The organism is Burkholderia sp. 9777_1386 (assembly GCF_015712265.1).
Classification (GTDB): Bacteria; Pseudomonadota; Gammaproteobacteria; order Burkholderiales; family Burkholderiaceae; genus Burkholderia; species Burkholderia cenocepacia.
The window spans coordinates 1-15,752 of sequence record NZ_JACCQB010000090.1 but is presented as its reverse complement, the minus strand read 5'-3'; the positions used below and the strand labels follow the sequence as shown (position 1 = coordinate 15,752).

Annotated in this window: 15 protein-coding genes; 12 read left to right on the top strand and 3 right to left on the bottom strand. The window is 68.8% G+C overall.

What is annotated here, in order from left to right; genetic code table 11:
* The 3 genes from H0X91_RS33760 to H0X91_RS33750 form a co-directional block, all read left to right on the top strand.
* Positions 1-371 (top strand): AMP-binding enzyme (locus H0X91_RS33760; protein ID WP_442859789.1); only part of this gene is annotated, 371 nt, incomplete at its 5' end.
* A 215-nt stretch (positions 372-586) separates the two neighbouring features.
* A complete protein-coding gene (locus H0X91_RS33755) occupies positions 587-1,654 on the top strand; it encodes a porin (RefSeq protein WP_058903485.1) in 1,068 nt (355 codons plus the stop codon).
* 250 nt (positions 1,655-1,904) lie between these two features.
* On the top strand, positions 1,905-3,311 hold the full coding sequence (locus H0X91_RS33750) for a methyl-accepting chemotaxis protein (protein WP_062884950.1): 1,407 nt from the start codon (positions 1,905-1,907) through the stop codon (positions 3,309-3,311).
* Positions 3,312-3,335: 24 nt separating this feature from the next.
* Here the strand turns inward: H0X91_RS33750 and H0X91_RS33745 are convergent, their stop codons facing one another.
* Positions 3,336-4,043, bottom strand: coding sequence for a transpeptidase-transglycosylase (locus H0X91_RS33745; protein WP_230878092.1), 708 nt, complete (start codon positions 4,041-4,043; stop codon positions 3,336-3,338).
* Between the two features lie 162 nt (positions 4,044-4,205).
* On the opposite strand from H0X91_RS33745, the gene H0X91_RS33740 reads away from it, so the two are divergent.
* The gene (locus H0X91_RS33740) at positions 4,206-5,474 is read left to right on the top strand and encodes a lipoprotein-releasing ABC transporter permease subunit (protein WP_080332001.1); all 1,269 of its coding nucleotides are present in this window, start codon (positions 4,206-4,208) and stop codon (positions 5,472-5,474) included.
* 26 nt (positions 5,475-5,500) lie between these two features.
* Here H0X91_RS33740 and H0X91_RS33735 read toward each other — a convergent pair whose 3' ends face one another.
* A complete protein-coding gene (locus H0X91_RS33735) occupies positions 5,501-6,313 on the bottom strand; it encodes a hypothetical protein (RefSeq protein ID WP_196433763.1) in 813 nt (270 codons plus the stop codon).
* Between the two features lie 550 nt (positions 6,314-6,863).
* Between H0X91_RS33735 and H0X91_RS33730 the strand changes: the two genes are divergently transcribed.
* Both H0X91_RS33730 and H0X91_RS33725 read left to right on the top strand, forming a co-directional pair.
* A complete protein-coding gene (locus H0X91_RS33730; RefSeq protein WP_080331999.1) occupies positions 6,864-8,834 on the top strand; it encodes a Xaa-Pro dipeptidyl-peptidase in 1,971 nt (656 codons plus the stop codon).
* Positions 8,835-8,966: 132 nt separating this feature from the next.
* Positions 8,967-9,335, top strand: a complete 369-nt coding sequence (locus tag H0X91_RS33725) for an NUDIX domain-containing protein (protein WP_006496832.1) — start codon at positions 8,967-8,969, stop codon at positions 9,333-9,335.
* A 21-nt stretch (positions 9,336-9,356) separates the two neighbouring features.
* Here the strand turns inward: H0X91_RS33725 and H0X91_RS33720 are convergent, their stop codons facing one another.
* Positions 9,357-10,286: a 2-hydroxyacid dehydrogenase gene (locus H0X91_RS33720; protein ID WP_084751767.1), complete on the bottom strand. Its 930-nt coding sequence runs from the start codon at positions 10,284-10,286 to the stop codon at positions 9,357-9,359.
* A 167-nt stretch (positions 10,287-10,453) separates the two neighbouring features.
* Here H0X91_RS33720 and osmF point away from each other — a divergent pair, with 167 nt between their 5' ends.
* The 6 genes from osmF (at position 10,454) to H0X91_RS33690 (ending at position 15,655) form a co-directional block, all read left to right on the top strand.
* A complete protein-coding gene (gene osmF, locus H0X91_RS33715; RefSeq protein ID WP_006493662.1) occupies positions 10,454-11,377 on the top strand; it encodes a glycine betaine ABC transporter substrate-binding protein OsmF in 924 nt (307 codons plus the stop codon).
* A complete protein-coding gene (locus H0X91_RS33710) occupies positions 11,374-12,552 on the top strand; it encodes an ABC transporter permease (protein ID WP_058903489.1) in 1,179 nt (392 codons plus the stop codon). The genes osmF and H0X91_RS33710 overlap by 4 nt, the downstream gene beginning before the upstream one ends.
* Complete coding sequence (locus tag H0X91_RS33705; protein WP_059720695.1) at positions 12,549-13,502, top strand: ABC transporter ATP-binding protein; 954 nt, start codon at positions 12,549-12,551, stop codon at positions 13,500-13,502. Before H0X91_RS33710 ends, H0X91_RS33705 begins: the two co-directional genes overlap by 4 nt.
* Positions 13,499-14,266 (top strand): ABC transporter permease, encoded by a 768-nt coding sequence (locus H0X91_RS33700; protein ID WP_059720694.1) that lies wholly within the window; start codon positions 13,499-13,501, stop codon positions 14,264-14,266. Before H0X91_RS33705 ends, H0X91_RS33700 begins: the two co-directional genes overlap by 4 nt.
* 32 nt (positions 14,267-14,298) lie before the next feature.
* Positions 14,299-14,694 (top strand): NAD(+)--rifampin ADP-ribosyltransferase, encoded by a 396-nt coding sequence (gene arr, locus H0X91_RS33695; RefSeq protein WP_006496829.1) that lies wholly within the window; start codon positions 14,299-14,301, stop codon positions 14,692-14,694.
* Positions 14,695-14,968: 274 nt separating this feature from the next.
* Complete coding sequence (locus H0X91_RS33690) at positions 14,969-15,655, top strand: lytic transglycosylase domain-containing protein (RefSeq protein WP_006496828.1); 687 nt, start codon at positions 14,969-14,971, stop codon at positions 15,653-15,655.
* Positions 15,656-15,752: the final 97 nt, after the last annotated feature.

The following is a 15,752-nucleotide window of genomic DNA, read 5'->3' as shown; positions in this document are numbered from 1 at the left end:
ACCGGCTCGGCACGATGGAGATCGAGTCGGCGCTGGTGTCGCATGCACTCGTGGCCGAGGCAGCGGTGGTCGGCCGTCCGGACGATACGACGGGCGAGGCGGTCGTGGCGTTCGTGGTGCTGAAGCGCTCGCGCCCGGAAGGCGACGAAGCGGCGGCGCTCGCGAAGACGCTGCGCGACTGGGTCGGCAAGCAGATCGGGCCGATCGCGAAGCCGAAGGACATCCGTTTCGGCGACAACCTGCCGAAGACGCGCTCGGGCAAGATCATGCGGCGCCTGCTGCGCTCGCTCGCGAAGGGCGAAGCGATCACGCAGGACACGTCCACGCTCGAGAACCCGGCCATCCTCGAGCAGTTGAACCGTTCGATGTAACGCCGCCCGCCACGGCGGGCGCATCGCTTCACCGCGGCGTCGCAGCACGGCCGCTGGCCCGTTTCCCACGCCGGGCTCGCGGCCGCGTTCGCGCCGGCGAGAAGCATCGCCGTGCGTTCCCCGACGGCACGGCATGCAGGCGGCTCGCAGCGCTTCCGCCAACGAAGGTTTAATCAGTTGTGCGTATTACAACACTCACAAAACGGAGACAGACGATGAAGAGCAGGACATGGACGATTTGCGCGGCGCTGCTGGGCGCGGCGGCAAGCAGCAGTTTCGCGCAGAGCAGCGTCACGCTGTACGGCGACCTCGACGCCGCATTGCTCTATACGAGCCGCTCGTTGGATTCGGCGACCGGCGGCAACGCCGGACGCCAGTTCGCGCTGACCGACACGGGCATGACGCCGACCAACTTCGGCATCACGGGCACCGAGGATCTCGGCGGCGGGCTGCACGCGCGATTCAAGCTGGAAAGCGGCTTCAACATCACGGACGGCGCGTTCGGCCACTCGAACGGCAACTTCTTCGGCCGCCAGGCATGGGTCGGAATCGACGGCGGCTTCGGCGAAACGAAGGTCGGCCTTCAGTTCTCGCCGTTCGTGCTCGCGATCCTCGGATCGGATCCGCGCAACGTCTCGCACTTCGGCGCCGCGCTGGTTCCGTACGTCGACAACGTGCTCGTCACGGGCCTCTTCAATCCGAACGCGATTTCGTACACGAGCCCGACCATCGCCGGGCTGACGGCCAGCGCGATGTTCGGCTTCGGCGGCAAGGCCGGCGACTTCCAGGCGGGACGCCAGTATTCCGGCAGCCTCACCTATACGAACGGCGGTTTCATGCTCAACGCGGCGCTCTACGACGGCAACGGCGGTACGTCCCCGACGCCGGTGCCGAGCACGGTCGCGTTCGTCGGCCGCACGATCGGTGCCGCCTACACGTTCGGGCCGGTGACCGGCAAGGCGTCGTTCACGAGCTACAAGGTCGCCGGCTCGTTCAGCAACAACGTGTATAGCGCCGGCCTCGACTACCGCGTCACGCCGGCCCTCGACCTGAACACCGGCGCGTGGTACACGACCGACCGCAACGACTCGCACAATCATTCGCTGCTGGCCGCGATCGGCGCCGACTACAGCCTGTCGAAGCGAACCGGCCTGTATGCGCAGGTCGGCGTCGTCAACAACCACGGCGCGATGAATACCGGCCTCGGCATCACGGGCGGCGCGCTGTACGGGCTGCCGGGCACGACGGTCGGCGTCAACGCCGGCATTCACCACGTGTTCTGACGCAGCGCCTGTGGACGGGCGGCCGCCACGCGCCGCCCGTCCCTCGTCACGCCGCCGCGCGGCCGCCACGGCAAACGTGGCGCAAACGTGGTGCAAACGCGCCCCGCCCGGCGCCGGTCCGGCCGTCGGGGATGCCGATCTCGATGTTTACCCGACCTCAAGTCCGCGGCCGTGCAGCCGTCAAGTCAGGAACGCACGCCCACCATCCGCCGGGAACCCGGTGCGCATGTCCTCAAGGAGACCCACCAACGTGAACTTCTTCGGAATCGGCCGCGGCCGCCGTTCGTCGCGCGCGCTCGTCGGCGACATCGCCGAACAGGCCGGCAGGCTGGGCATCGAGATCTGCGACGTGTCGGGTCACGTCGAGGAAGTCGCGGCCCGCGTCGCCCGACAGGCGGAGGTGTGCCACACGCTGCGCGAATCGGCCGCCCTCACGCTGCGCGGCAACCACCGGATCGCCGAGGCCGCGCAGCAGGTGCGCGACGTCAGCGCCAATGCGTCGAATGCGGTCCGGCAGTCGCAGCAGACGATCGAGGCCTCGCTCGCCGACATTCACGGCCTCGTCGAGGGCGTCACCACGATCAGCGACCAGATGGGCGCGCTGCGTGACGCACTCGATCACGTGCGGGCCGTGTCCGAGGAAATCTCCGTCATCGCGCGCCAGACCCACCTGCTCGCGCTGAACGCCGCGATCGAGGCCGCGCGCGCCGGCGAGTCGGGCCGCAGCTTCGCGGTCGTCGCGGCCGAGGTCAAGAACCTGTCCGCGAAGACCGGGCAGGCGACGGCCCAGATCGAGACGACCCTCGCGCGGCTCGCCGAGCAGACCGAACACCTGCTCGCGGAAGGCACCGACAACGCCGCCCGCGCGCATCGCGTGCGCGAGGGCACGCGCACGATCGGCGAGGTCGTGCACGCGACCGGTCACGCGATCACCGAACTCGCCGGCGAGGCCGAACAGATCGCGTCGCTGACGGACGAGATCGAGACGCAGTGCCATCGTCTCGACGAACAGGTGGGCGAGATGGCGTCCGGCGTCGAGAACTCGGCCCAGAACTTCTCGCAGGCCAAGGACCGGCTCGGCAATCTGCTCTCCGTCTCCGAGACGCTGATCGAGCTCACCGCCGCGACCGGTATCGAATCGCCCGACACGCGCCTGATCGACGCCGCGCGCAGCACGGCCGCCGCGATCGGCAAACTCTTCGAGGAGGCGGTCGGGCGCGGCGACATCGCACTCGACGCGCTCTTCGACGCGCACTACGAACCGATTCCCGGCACCGACCCGCAGCAGTTCATGACGCGCTTCACCGCGTTCACCGATCGCGTGCTGCCGGCCGTCCAGGAGCCGGTGCTCGATCTCGACGAACGCATCGTCTATTGCGCGAGCTTCGACCGGCAGTGCTACCTGCCGACCCACAACCGCAAGTTCTCGCTGCCTCAGCGCTCGGACGCCGCGTGGAACGCGGCGAATTGCCGGAACCGCCGGATCTACACGGACCGCACGGCGCGCATGTCCGTGGCGCATGACAAGCCGTTCCTGTTGCAGACCTATCGGCGCGACATGGGCAACGGCCAGTTCGCGCTGATGAAGGACGTGTCCGCGCCGATCGTCGTCGGCAGACGGCCATGGGGTGTGCTGCGGATCGGCTACAGCGTTTGAACCGCGCGAGCGGGCCGCGCCTGCTTACTGCTCCAGCCCTACTCCCGGCGGCCGCTGATCGCTGCGCCCGTGATCGTCGACCACCCGCACCGTATAGCTGCCGGCCGTGCGCGGCTGCCAGAACAGCGCGTCGCCCGGCGCGCTGCGACCGACGTACGCATCGTTGACGAACCCGTACAGCGCATGCGCGGTCGCATCGGCGGTCGCGTTGAACGCGATGCACGTTTCGTCGGTGGTCTTCACGCGCATCGCATACGGACTGCCGCGTAGCGACGACGTGACGCGCGGCGGGTCGCCTTCGACCTGCCCGGCATCGCGGCAATCCGGATGCAGCACGCCCCGGTCGAAGCCGGGCGCATAGACGAACGGCTTGAGCGCGGAGCCCGGCGAGCGCCGCGCGCGCATGCCGTTCACCTGCCCGTCGATCGAGCGATCGAAGAAGTTCGCGGGGCCGACCCGCGCCTTCACGCCCATGTCGCACGTATCGTTGCGCGCAGCGAGCGTCTGGTCGACCGCATGCGGCGCGTCGAACGGCAACGCGGACAGCGGCTTGAGCGACGCATCGCCCGGATGCGCCGTCAGCCAGCGCGCATACAGCCGGTTACGCGACGCGGCCAGCGCACGGTCGATCGCGTCCTGCCCGCCGCGCACGTAGGTGATCCATGCGCCGCACGCGAGCCCGTACGGATTGAAACCCGGATGCCACCGGAACCAGCGGTCCTCGTGCAGCATCACGGCTTCGACGCGTTGCGGCCCACGCGGGCGCCGTCCACGATACGTCGCCGACCCGGCAGGCGGTCGGATATCGGCTGGTCGCGGGCCGTCGCGACCCGACGGCTGCACGCGGTCGCGCCACGTTCGCTAGAATGCGCGGCTCGGCAGGATCGAATCGAAATGAAAGGAAACCGCTTGAAACTCCCGTTCGAATGGCAGATCGGGCTGCGCTACGCGCGCGGCGGCCGGCGCTCGGCCGGCGACGGCTTCGTGTCGTTCATCGCCGGCGCCGCGATGGCCGGCATCGCGCTCGGCGTGGCCGCGCTGATCGTCGTGTTGTCGGTGATGAACGGCTTTCGCACCGAGGTGCGCGACCGGATGCTGTCGGTGCTCGCGCACGTGGAAATCTTCTCGCCGTCCGGCGCGATGCCCGACTGGCGGCTGACCGCACACGAATCGTTACAGAACGCGGCGGTGCGTGCCGTCGCACCCTACGTCGACGCGCAGGCGCTGCTGACGAACGCGGGCAACGTGACGGGCGTCGCGCTGCGCGGCATCGATCCCGTGCTCGAGCCGCGCGTGTCCGAGATCGCGCGCAAGCTGAAGACCGGGCGCCTCGACGCGCTCGCGCCGGGCGAGATGGGCATCGTCCTCGGCGCCGCGCTCGCCGATGCACTGCACGTGAAGATCGGCGACCGCATCACGTTCTTCGCGCCCGGCAACCGTGCGCGCCTGGGCGACGCGCTGCCGCGGTTCCGCCAGTTCAACGTGGTCGGCACGTTCGAGTCGGGCCACTACCAGTACGACAGCGCGCTCGCGTACATCCACATCCGCGATGCGCAGCAACTGTTCAACGTGCCCGCGCCGACCGGCATCCGGCTGCGCATCGACGATCTGCAGCGTGCGCCGGAGATCGCGCTGGCGCTGTCGCGTACGCTGTCGGGCGACCTGTATATCCGCGACTGGACGCGGCAGAACCGCACGTGGTTCGAGGCCGAGCGGCTGCAGAAACGCATGCTGTCGCTGATCCTGATGCTGATCGTCGCGGTCGCCGCGTTCAACCTCGTGTCGTCGCTCGTGATGACGGTCACGCAGAAGCAGGGCGACATCGCGATCCTGCGCACGCTCGGCGCGCCGCCCCGCTCGATCATGAAGATCTTCGCGATCCAGGGAATGACGATCGGCCTCGCCGGCACGCTGGCAGGCGTCGCGCTCGGCTGCGCGATCGCGGTGAGCATCCCGGTGGTGCTGCCGGCGATCGAGCAACTGCTCGGCATCCGCTTCCTGACGCCGTCCGTGTATTTCCTCAGCGCGCTGCCGTCGAAGCTGTCGGCGCTCGACGTGATCGAGATCGCGTCGGCCGCGTTCCTGATGTCGTGCGTCGCGACGCTGTACCCGAGCTGGCGCGCCGCACGGGTGCGGCCCGCCGAAGCGTTGCGCGACGAGTAGACGCAACCGGCTCGATTGGCGCGGCGTTACGCGATCTCGTGGAAACCGACGCTGTTGCCGCCGTCCGGCGTGTAGCCGGCGAGCACGTCGAAGCCGACGTTGACGAGTTCCACGCGCATGCCGTAGGACTTGTTGCCGGACGCGTCGACGAAAATCGACGTGCCCGACGATAGCTGGCGTGCGGCGTCCAGCAACGCGAGCGTGCCGCGCGCGCTGCCGGCCGACGGCGCGATCGTCAGCGTCGTGCCGTCCTGCGTGGTGAAGTGCCCGCCGGGCGGCACGGGCGGCGGGTTGTCCACGACCGACCGGTCGAGCAGGCTCATGAAGTGAAAGCGCGTGTCGGCGCCCTGGCTCGCCGCCGCGCGATCGCTGTCCGTGAACGTGTCGCCTCGCACGGTCGCACCCTGCGCGGCGATATCGACGGCCTGCTCGTGAAACGCGCGCGTCGCGAGCACGAGGCCGGCGTTCGAATTCAGCGTCGACTCGATCCATGCGCGATCGCTGTCGGTCAACGTCTTCGACACGACCTTGATCCGGCCGGCGTCGGTCATGAAATCGAATGGCGCATCGGCCAGGTCCGGCCGCTTCGCGACGATGTCCCGCAGGCTCGTCGCGAGCGCGTCGGTCACGCCGCGCAGCTTCATCGACAGGTCGCCCACCATCGACAACTGTTTCGTCAGCGCCGCCTGCATCGCTTCCGGGTCGATTGCCCGGATGCCGATCGGCGCGTCTTGCGGCGCGCCGGACGCGGTCGCGTCCAGCGTCTGACGCCCGTCGAGCGCCGCCTGTGCCATTTGCGCGAGCGTAAGGCCGCCCGCCGCCGTGACCGGAATCGTCATTGCCCTCTCTCTCGTTTTCAGCGCGTTTTTCATTGTTTACGGACGGATTCCGCGGAAGTTGAGATCGCCCGCCCCACGCACACCGAAACTTTGTTTGACCCGAACTAAAAAAGTTTGACACGGGCATTTCGCTGAGATAACTTTTGCGCAAGCTTCCGGAAAGCAATCCGGCCAGCGTGCCGACTCGCGTCGCGCTTTCCTGCCGTTGCAGCACCGCCGTTCGCAACATTCCCGCCTCATTGCATCGTGCCGTTCCGTTTCATTCGAAACCTGAAGGAATCCCGGGCATGCCCGCATTTGATTCGCAGTCCTGCATTCGCAGCGAACCGCCGCACTGACGATTTCCGTTCGGGGCGATGCACTCGCCTCGACGCCGGCCGGATGCGCGCCGCCTGACGCGCGCCGGCACCGGGCGAGACGCTCATCCATCTCGCCCGCCGTTTTTTGATGGTGCAGTTCCGCTTCATCCGACGCAGCACCCGGCCAGGCCGCAGGGGGCGTATCGCGAGCCAGCCGGTTCCAGACAAACACAAGAGACGAGGTCGATTCAATGAACATTCATCGAACCGGAGTGCGGCGCGCATGGCTGCCCGCGCTCGTGGCGGCCACGACGCTCGCCGCGTGCGGCGGCGACGACGGCGGCAGCGTGGCGGGCGTGTCAGCGCTCGCGCAGGGCCAACAGGAGGGGGCCTCCGCCGCGGCCGACACGGCCAATACGCCATCGCTCGCGTCGCGCTTTTCGCCGTCCGGCGTGCCGTACGCGAATCCGGCGAGCGGCGGACGCTACAAGCCGGTGATCAGCAACGGCCAGGTGCAGCCGTCGCTGTCGGGCGGCACGATCGAGGAAAACGCGTGGGTCGACACGCCGGTCGATTCCGACGGCGACGGCACGCGCGACCGCATCCACGTACGCATCGTGCGGCCATCCGAAACCGCGAACGGCGCGCGCACGCCCGTCATCGTGCTCGCGAGCCCGTATTACGCCGGGCTCGCCGACAGCCCCAATCACGACGTCGACGTCGAACTCGACGGCACGCCGCATCCAGTCGCGACCGCAGGCGCGCCCGCATCGGCGTCCGCCCGCATCCTGGCCGCGGCGCCGCAATCGCGGATGCTGCAGCAGGTCGAGGCGGCTGCCGCCGGCCGCTCGTGGATCGAAAGCTATTTCGTGCCGCGCGGCTTCACGATCGTCTATGCGGATTCGCTCGGCACCGCCGGCTCGGACGGCTGCCCGACGATCCTGACGCGCGACGAATCGGTCGCGATGGCGTCGGTGATCCGCTGGCTCGGCCGCGATGCGACCGCGAAGGACGCGAACGGCAAGACGGTCGTCGCGAACTGGTCGACCGGCCACGTCGGCATGTACGGCGTGTCGTACGACGGCACGCTGCCGAAGATGGTCGCCAGCCTGCGCACGCGCGGGCTCGACGCGATCGTGCCGATCGCCGGGCTGTCGAACATGTACGGCTACTACCGCTCGGGCGGCCTCGTGCGCGCGCCGGAAGGCTATCAGGGCGAGGACGTCGACGTCTACATCAAGGCGCTGCTGACCAACGCGCATCCGGAGCGCTGCACGCACCTGATCGACGAAGCACTGCAGCAGGAAGACCGCAAGACCGGCGACTATTCGCCGTTCTGGGCCGCACGCGACATCCCGACCGGGTTCGCGGTCGCGCCGGCGCTCGTCGCGCAGGGCCTCACCGACGACAACGTGCGCGTCGACCAGTCGACGTCGTGGTATCTGGCGATGCGACGCCAGGGCGTGCCGACCCAGCTGTGGCTGCATCGCCTGAAGCACACCGATCCGACCCGCGTGCCGGGCATGGCCGACGCGTGGACCGCGGAGGTGAACCGCTGGTTCACGCGCTACCTGATCGGCTATGACAACGGCGTCGAGCAGGATCCGCGCGCGGTGATCGCGCAGGCGGACGGCACGCTGCTGAAGGAAGCCGACTGGGCCGCGCGGCGCGCCACGCCGGTTACGTACTTCGCGGGCGGCGACGGCGCCGGTACCGGCACGCTGCTGCGGCTGCCGAGCGGCGGCCCGCTCGCGCGCTTCACCGACGATGCGCGCATTCCCGCGCTCACGCTGGCGAACACGCCGACCGGCGAAAACCGCAGCCGCTTCGAGACGGCCCCGCTGACAGCCGCCACGCGCATCTCCGGCACCGCGACCGCGCACGTCAGGCTGACCTTCACGGGCGTCGCGAACGTGACGGCGCTGCTGGTCGACCGCGCGCCGGACGGCACGGCGACGATCGTCACGCGCGCATGGACCGACCCGCGCAACCGGCTGTCCGAGTGGGTGTCGCAACCGGTGCTGCCCGGCATGCCGTACGACCTGAAGCTGACCTTCATGCCGCGCGACTACCGGCTGGAAGCCGGCCACCGGCTGGGGCTCGTCGTCCTCTCCAGCGACTACGAGGCGACGCTGCGACCGACGCCCGGCACGGGCCTGACGCTCGATCCGGCCGGCACGTCGGTGACGGTGCCGCTCGCGTCATCATCGACGGGCGCGTAGTCGTGCGCCGGCTGGCAGCCTGACGCTGCCGTCTCCCCCGCCCGCATCCGCGTCGATGCGGGCGGGAGCATCGCTGCAAGAAGGGAACACCTGCGCTAGGCTGCGGCAATCGAATGCCTACGGTGAGCCCCCATGATTCCCCTCAGCGCCAAAGCCATCGTGCGCGATGGCCGTTCCGTCCTGTTCCTGCGCAATCCCCGCGACGAGTGGGAGCTGCCGGGCGGCTGGCCCGAAGCGGGCGAATCGCTCGAAGACGCGGTCACCCGCGAAGTGCAGGAAGAATGCGGAATCGTCGCGTCGGCGATCCGCTACGTGGGCAGCCGCTCGTGCGAGGTCGTGCCGGGCAAGCGCGTACTGATCGTGTGCTTCCAGTGCGAGGTCGATCGCCATGACATCGTGCTGAGCGACGAGCACCACCAGTTCGGCTGGATCGATCTCGATGCCGACAAGCCGGCGAACCTGCCGGATTTCTACTGGACATTCTGCAAGCAGGCGGACTGATCCGATGCCGCCGCGCGGCGCTCACACCGGCGTCAACACCGGTTGCCCCGCGAAATGCCGCGCCGCGTTGTCGAGAAACTGCCGCACCGAACGATCGAGCGCCTCGGGCGACCAGCCGCCCATGTGCGGCGTGAGCACGACGCTGTCGAGATCCGTCAGCGCACGCGGCGGCTCCGGTTCGCCTTCGTACACGTCGAGCCCCGCGCCCGCGATGCGCCGTTCGCGCAACGCGTCCGCCAAAGCAGCGGTATCGACAACACTGCCGCGCGACACGTTGACGAGAAAGCCGCCGGGGCCGAGCGCGTCGAGCACGGTGCGATCGATCAGATGCCGCGTGCCCGCGCCGCCCGGCGTCGCGACGATCAGGAAATCGGCCCACTGCGCGAGCGCGTCGACCCGGTCGAAATAGCGATGCGGCACGGGCTTCTCCGACCGGTTGTGATAACCGATCTCGATGTCGAAGCCGGCCGCGCGGCGCGCGCATTTCTCGCCGATCTTGCCGAGCCCGACGATGCCGAGCTTCTTGCCCGACACGTTCGGCGGCATCGACAGCCCGTCGCGCCATACGCCCGCGCGGGTCTTCGCATCGAGCTGCACGACGTTGCGCACCGCCGCGAGCAGCAGCGCGAACGCGTGATCGGCGACGCAATCGTCGTTGGTGCCGGCGCCCGTGACCACGACAATGCCGCGCGCCTTCGCATGCGCGACGTCGATGTGCTCGTAGCCCGCGCCGAGCGCGCTGACGAACGTGAGCCGCGGCAGCCGGTCGATCTCGGCGGCGGTCAGCCCGGTGCTGCCGTTGGTCAGCACCGCGCGAATCGTGCTGCCGTGTTCGGCGATCGCGCGTTCGCGCGCATCGGGCGTCGGGGCATAACGCACGTCGAACGACGCGGCGATCTCGCGATGCGCGTCGCCGCGCAGCGCGATGAGGACCAGCAGCTCGGGCTTCATGTCAGCAAATGTCCGCAGGCGGGGAACGAATTTCAGTGTAACAAGCCCGCATGACGGATGCGGGTTATCCCCACACCGGCTGTGGACACGCCGCCGCACGCGGTTTGCCAAAGCCCGCTCAGTCAAGTAACTTTCGGCGTACGCCCCCGTCCTGGAGATTGGCCCCGATGAAGCTCGCCCTGCCCGCCCGGATCCTGGGCCTCGCGTTCGCCGCCGCCATCGTGGCGCCCGGCGCGCACGCCGACACGCCCGTCGTGGTGTCGTCGAAAATCGACACCGAAGGCAACCTGCTCGGCAACCTCATTTCGCAGGTGCTGAAGGCCCACGGCATTCCCGTCACCGAAAAGATCGCGCTCGGCACGACGCCGATCGTGCGCAAGGCGCTCACGAGCGGCGAGATCGACGTCTACCCCGAATACACGGGCAACGCCGCGTTCTTCTTCAACAAGGCCGACGACCCGGTGTGGAAGAACGCGAGCCAGGGCTACGACACCGCGAAAAAACTCGACTACGCGGCGAACCATCTCGTGTGGCTCGCCCCGGCGCCCGCGAACAACACGTGGGGCGTCGCGCTGCTTGCGCCCGTCGCTCAGTCGCAGCACCTGAAGACCTTCTCCGACTTCGGCAAGTGGGTGGCCGGCGGCGGCAAGGTGAAGCTCGCGGCCTCGGCCGAATTCGTGAACAGCGCATCGGCGCTGCCGTCGTTCGAGAAAGCGTACGGCTTCAAGCTGAAACCCGAGCAGCTCGTCGTGCTGTCCGGCGGCGACACGGCCGCGACGATCAAGGCCGCCGCGAACCAGACCGACGGCGTGAACGCCGCGATGGTCTACGGCACCGACGGCGGCATCGCATCGAGCGGCCTCGCGGTGCTCGACGACGACAAGCACGTGCAGCCCGTCTACGCGCCGGCGCCGGTGATCCGCGAAGCCGCGCTGAAAGCGCATCCGCAGATCGCCGACTTGCTCAAGCCCGTGTTCGCGAGCCTCGACCTGAAGACGCTGCAATCGCTGAACGCCCGCATCCAGCTCAACGGCGAGCCGGCGGCCGGCGTCGCGAAAAGCTACCTGAAAGCGAAGGGTTTCGTGAAATGACGGAGCGCGCGGCCGCGTCCGCGCGGCGCGTCACGCTCGACAAGGTCGGCATCCTGATCGGCATCCTGACGATCGTCGCCGTGTTCGGCCTGTCGTTCGCGGTGCTGCGGCCGAACCGGATCGCGGCCGGCACCGGGCTGTCGGTGTTCGCCGCGCTGCCGGCGATGCAGGGCGCCGCGCTGGCCGCGCTGTGGACCGTCGGCGCGCTGTGGGCGATGACGGCGAGCCGCCCCGCGTGGCGGCTCGCGGCCGGCTGCGCGGGGCTCGCGACGCTCGCGTATGCGGTCGGCGCGGCCGCGACGCACGTCGTCGCGCCCGACGACGTGCTGGCCCGCGTGTCGCCCGACGCCGGCGTCTGGTTGCTGCTGTTCGCGTGGGCCGTGCTCATCGCCGACGCGCTCGCGCGCCTCGCGTTCGGCCCGTGGCGGCGTCTCGCCGCGCTCGCCGTCGCGATCGCGGCGGTTGCCGTGCCGCTCGCGAGCGGCTGGTGGGACGGCCTCTCCGTGATGCGCGAATACGCGGTGCGCAGCGACGATTTCTGGCGCGAAGCGATTCGTCACGTGTCGCTCGCGGGCGGCTCGGTCGCCGCCGCGCTCGTGGCCGGCGTGCCGCTCGGCATCGCCTGTGCGCGCATCGCGGCGGTGCGCACCGTCGCGATGCCGGTGCTCAATATCGTGCAGACGATCCCCAGCATCGCGATGTACGGGCTGATGATGGCGCCGCTCGGCCTGCTCGCCGCGCACGTGCCGCTCGCGGCCGCGCTCGGCATTCGCGGGATCGGCGTCGCGCCGGCCGTGCTCGCGTTGTTCCTCTACTCGCTGCTGCCGATCGCGTCGAGCGTCGTGGTCGGGCTCGAACAGGTGCCGCCGCACGTGACCGAAGCGGCCCGCGCGATGGGCATGACGCGCGTGCAGCGGCTGCTGCGCGTCGACCTCGCGCTCGCGCTGCCGGTGATCCTGAGCGGCGTGCGCATCGTGCTCGTGCAGAACATCGGGCTGACCGCGGTTGCCGCGCTGATCGGCGGCGGCGGATTCGGCACCTTCATCTTCCAGGGGATCGGTCAATCGGCCGCCGATCTCGTGCTGCTCGGCGCGATCCCGACGATCGCGCTCGCACTGGCGGCCGCCGTCGTGTTCGAAGCCGCGACGTCGCTCGCGAAGGGACGTGCAGGATGATCGAGATCGAACGAGTCGGCAAACGCTTCGGCGACGTGGTCGCCGTCGACGACGTATCGCTGACGATGCAGCGCGGCACGATCACCGCGCTCGTCGGCGCATCGGGCAGCGGCAAGTCGACGCTGCTGCGCATGATCAACCGGCTGATCGCGCCGACCAGCGGCACGATCCGCATCGACGGCGTCGATACGGCGACGGTCGCACCCGAGCAACTTCGCCGCGGCATCGGCTATGCGATCCAGGGGCACGGGCTGTTTCCGCACTGGAGCGTCGCGCGCAACATCGCGACCGTGCCGCGCCTGCTCGGCTGGCCGGCCGAGCGCATCGCCGCGCGCGTGAACGAACTGCTCGACCTGTTCCACCTCGCGCCGGCCGAATTCGCCGGCAAGCTGCCGCACGAACTGTCGGGCGGCCAGCAGCAGCGCGTCGGCGTGGCGCGCGCCCTCGCCGCCGAGCCCGCGATGCTGCTGATGGACGAACCGTTCGGCGCGCTCGATCCGATCATCCGCAACAAGGCGCAGGACGACCTGTTCGCGCTGCAACGCCGCCTCGGCATCACCGTCGTGATCGTCACGCACGATATCGAGGAAGCGCTGAAGCTCGGCGACACGATCGCGGTAATGGACGGCGGCCGGCTGCTGCAGGTCGCGTCGCCCGCCGAGATTCTCGGCCGGCCGGCAGCGGGGGTGGTCGAACAGCTCGTCGCGGGCGTCGACCGGCCGCTGCGCCTGCTCGCGCTCACGCCGATCGACGCCGTGGCCGAAGCCGGTCACGCCGACGGCGAACCGATCGCCGCGACGCGCACACTGCGCGATGCGGTGTCCGAATTGTTGTGGCGCGGTGTCGACGCGCTGCCCGTCGACGATACGGCCACCGGCGACCGTCACGCACACGGCCCCCGTCGCATCACGCTCGACGCGATCCGCTCGCACGCGAGGCAGCCCGCATGACGACGCGCAGCAGCGTGGGGCCCAAGCGGCCGTCGCTTCCCGCGTACGTCGCCCGCGCGGCCGCGCTCGCGCTGCTGCTCGTGCTGTTGTTGCGCCCGGCCTGGCTGCAGGATCTGTTCGCGCCGTTCGCGGACAACGGCGCTCCGGTGATCTACGATCGCGCGAGCCTGCTCGATCTCACGCTCGCGCATCTCGGCACGGTCGCGCTGTCGAGCCTGATCGGCACGATCGTCGCGGTCTCGGCGGGCATCGCGGTCACGCGTCCGTTCGGCGCCGATTTCCTGCCGGTCGCGCGCAGCGTCGTCGATATCGGCCAGACCTTCCCGCCGGTCGCCGTGCTCGCGCTCGCGGTGCCGGCAGTCGGCTTCGGATTGAAACCCGTGCTGATCGCGCTCGTGTTGTACGGACTCCTGCCGGTTTTCGAAAGCACGATCGCGGGGCTCGAGGACGTGCCGCGCGACGTCGTCGACGCCGCACGCGGGATGGGGATGAGCGGGTGGCAGCAACTGGTGTCCGTCGAGCTGCCGCTCGCGTTCCCGGTGATCGTCAACGGCATCCGCCTCGCGGTCGTGATCAATCTCGGCACCGCGACGATCGGCTCGACGGTCGCCGCGCGCGGGCTCGGCGACGTGATCATCGCGGGCCTGCAGACATCGAACACCGCGTTCGTGCTGCAAGGCGGCGTGATCGTCGGCTTGCTTGCGGTGCTCGTCAGCGATGCGATCGGCGCGATTGCGCGGGTAGCGAGCGCGCGGCGCGCCTAGCAGCCGTTGCGCAATTTTCCGAAGGAGCAACCATGTCCGTCCTCGACACCGGCCCGTTTTTTCATGGCACGAAAGCGGATTTGCGGATCGGCGACTTGCTGACGGCAGGCTTCCGATCGAATTATCGGGACGACGTCGTGATGAATCACATTTATTTCACGGCCCTGCCCAAAGGCGCCGGCCTGGCCGCGGAAATGGCCAAGGGCGACGGCCGGCCGCGGGTCTATATCGTCGAGCCCACCGGCGAATTCGAAAACGACCCGAACGTCACGGACAAGAAATTCCCCGGCAATCCGACGCGCTCGTATCGAAGCACGTCGCCTTTGAAGATCGTCGGCGAACTCGATCGCTGGGAACCGTACGATCCCGAGTTCATCCAGCAGCTCAGAGCCCGCATCGAAACCGGTATGGGCGAGATCATCAACTAGCGTTTCGTTCGCGCCGATTCGCAAATCGGGCCCGAACTGCCGCCGGCATGGGACACGGAAGCCGACGACATTGCCGCGATACCGCGGGGCGAATCGCAGGAAAGGACGGAAGCGCCCGGTTCATCCGGACTCCGATGCGTGTCCGTGCAACGATCGGCACGTCGATCATCGCGAACGTGACAAGCCTACACGTCGCTTTCACTCGAACCGGCCCTCGACCACCGGCCGCGATTGGTCGATATACTATGCGCCTCCCATTTCCCCGCACTCGACCATGCGACGACGGTTCTTCTGGCTGATCGTGCTTTCGCTCGGCATTGCGCAGCACGCCGCGGCGCAGCAGGCGCCCGCCTTGCCTGCCTCTGCGCCCGAAGCAGCCGCATCCGCGCCAGGCGACGCATCCGCACCGCTCGCCAACGATCAGCCTAACGAAGCAAACCGCCGCATCACGTCCTACCTGACGAAGAAATTCGGCGTCGCGAAGGAACGCGCCGCGAAGCTCGCCGATATCGTGAGCGTCACTGCGACGAAATATTCGCTGCCGCCGGCACTCGTTTACGCGATTATTTCGATCGAATCGCGCTTCCAGGAAAAGGCACGCGGCCAGCATGGCGCGACCGGGTTGATGCAAGTCGTACCGTCCGCGCACCGCGGCATGCTGCGCAACGTGAAGGATCTCACCGAGCCGAATGCGAACGTCGAGGTCGGCTCGCGCATTCTGTCGGGCTACGTGAAGGCGGCCGGCGGCAACGTGCAGGCCGGGTTGAAGAGCTACAGCGGCGGATCGAGTGCGTATGCGGCGAAAGTGATGCAGCGCGTCGATGCGTTCCGGTTCGTGCTCGAACCCGAGGACGATGCGAAAAGCGCGAATACCGGGAACGATGCGAACAACGCGAAGGCGCACATGGTGCCGGTCAGCGATCCGTCAGCGGCGCCCGCCGCGAACCGCAACGCGAAGTAAGTGCATGCAGGAACGTAAACGAGTGCGGCGGCGCATTCGCGCCGCCGCCCCATGGAATCGCCGGATCACCTCCCTCGTGCCTTGATCCGGCCCCCTC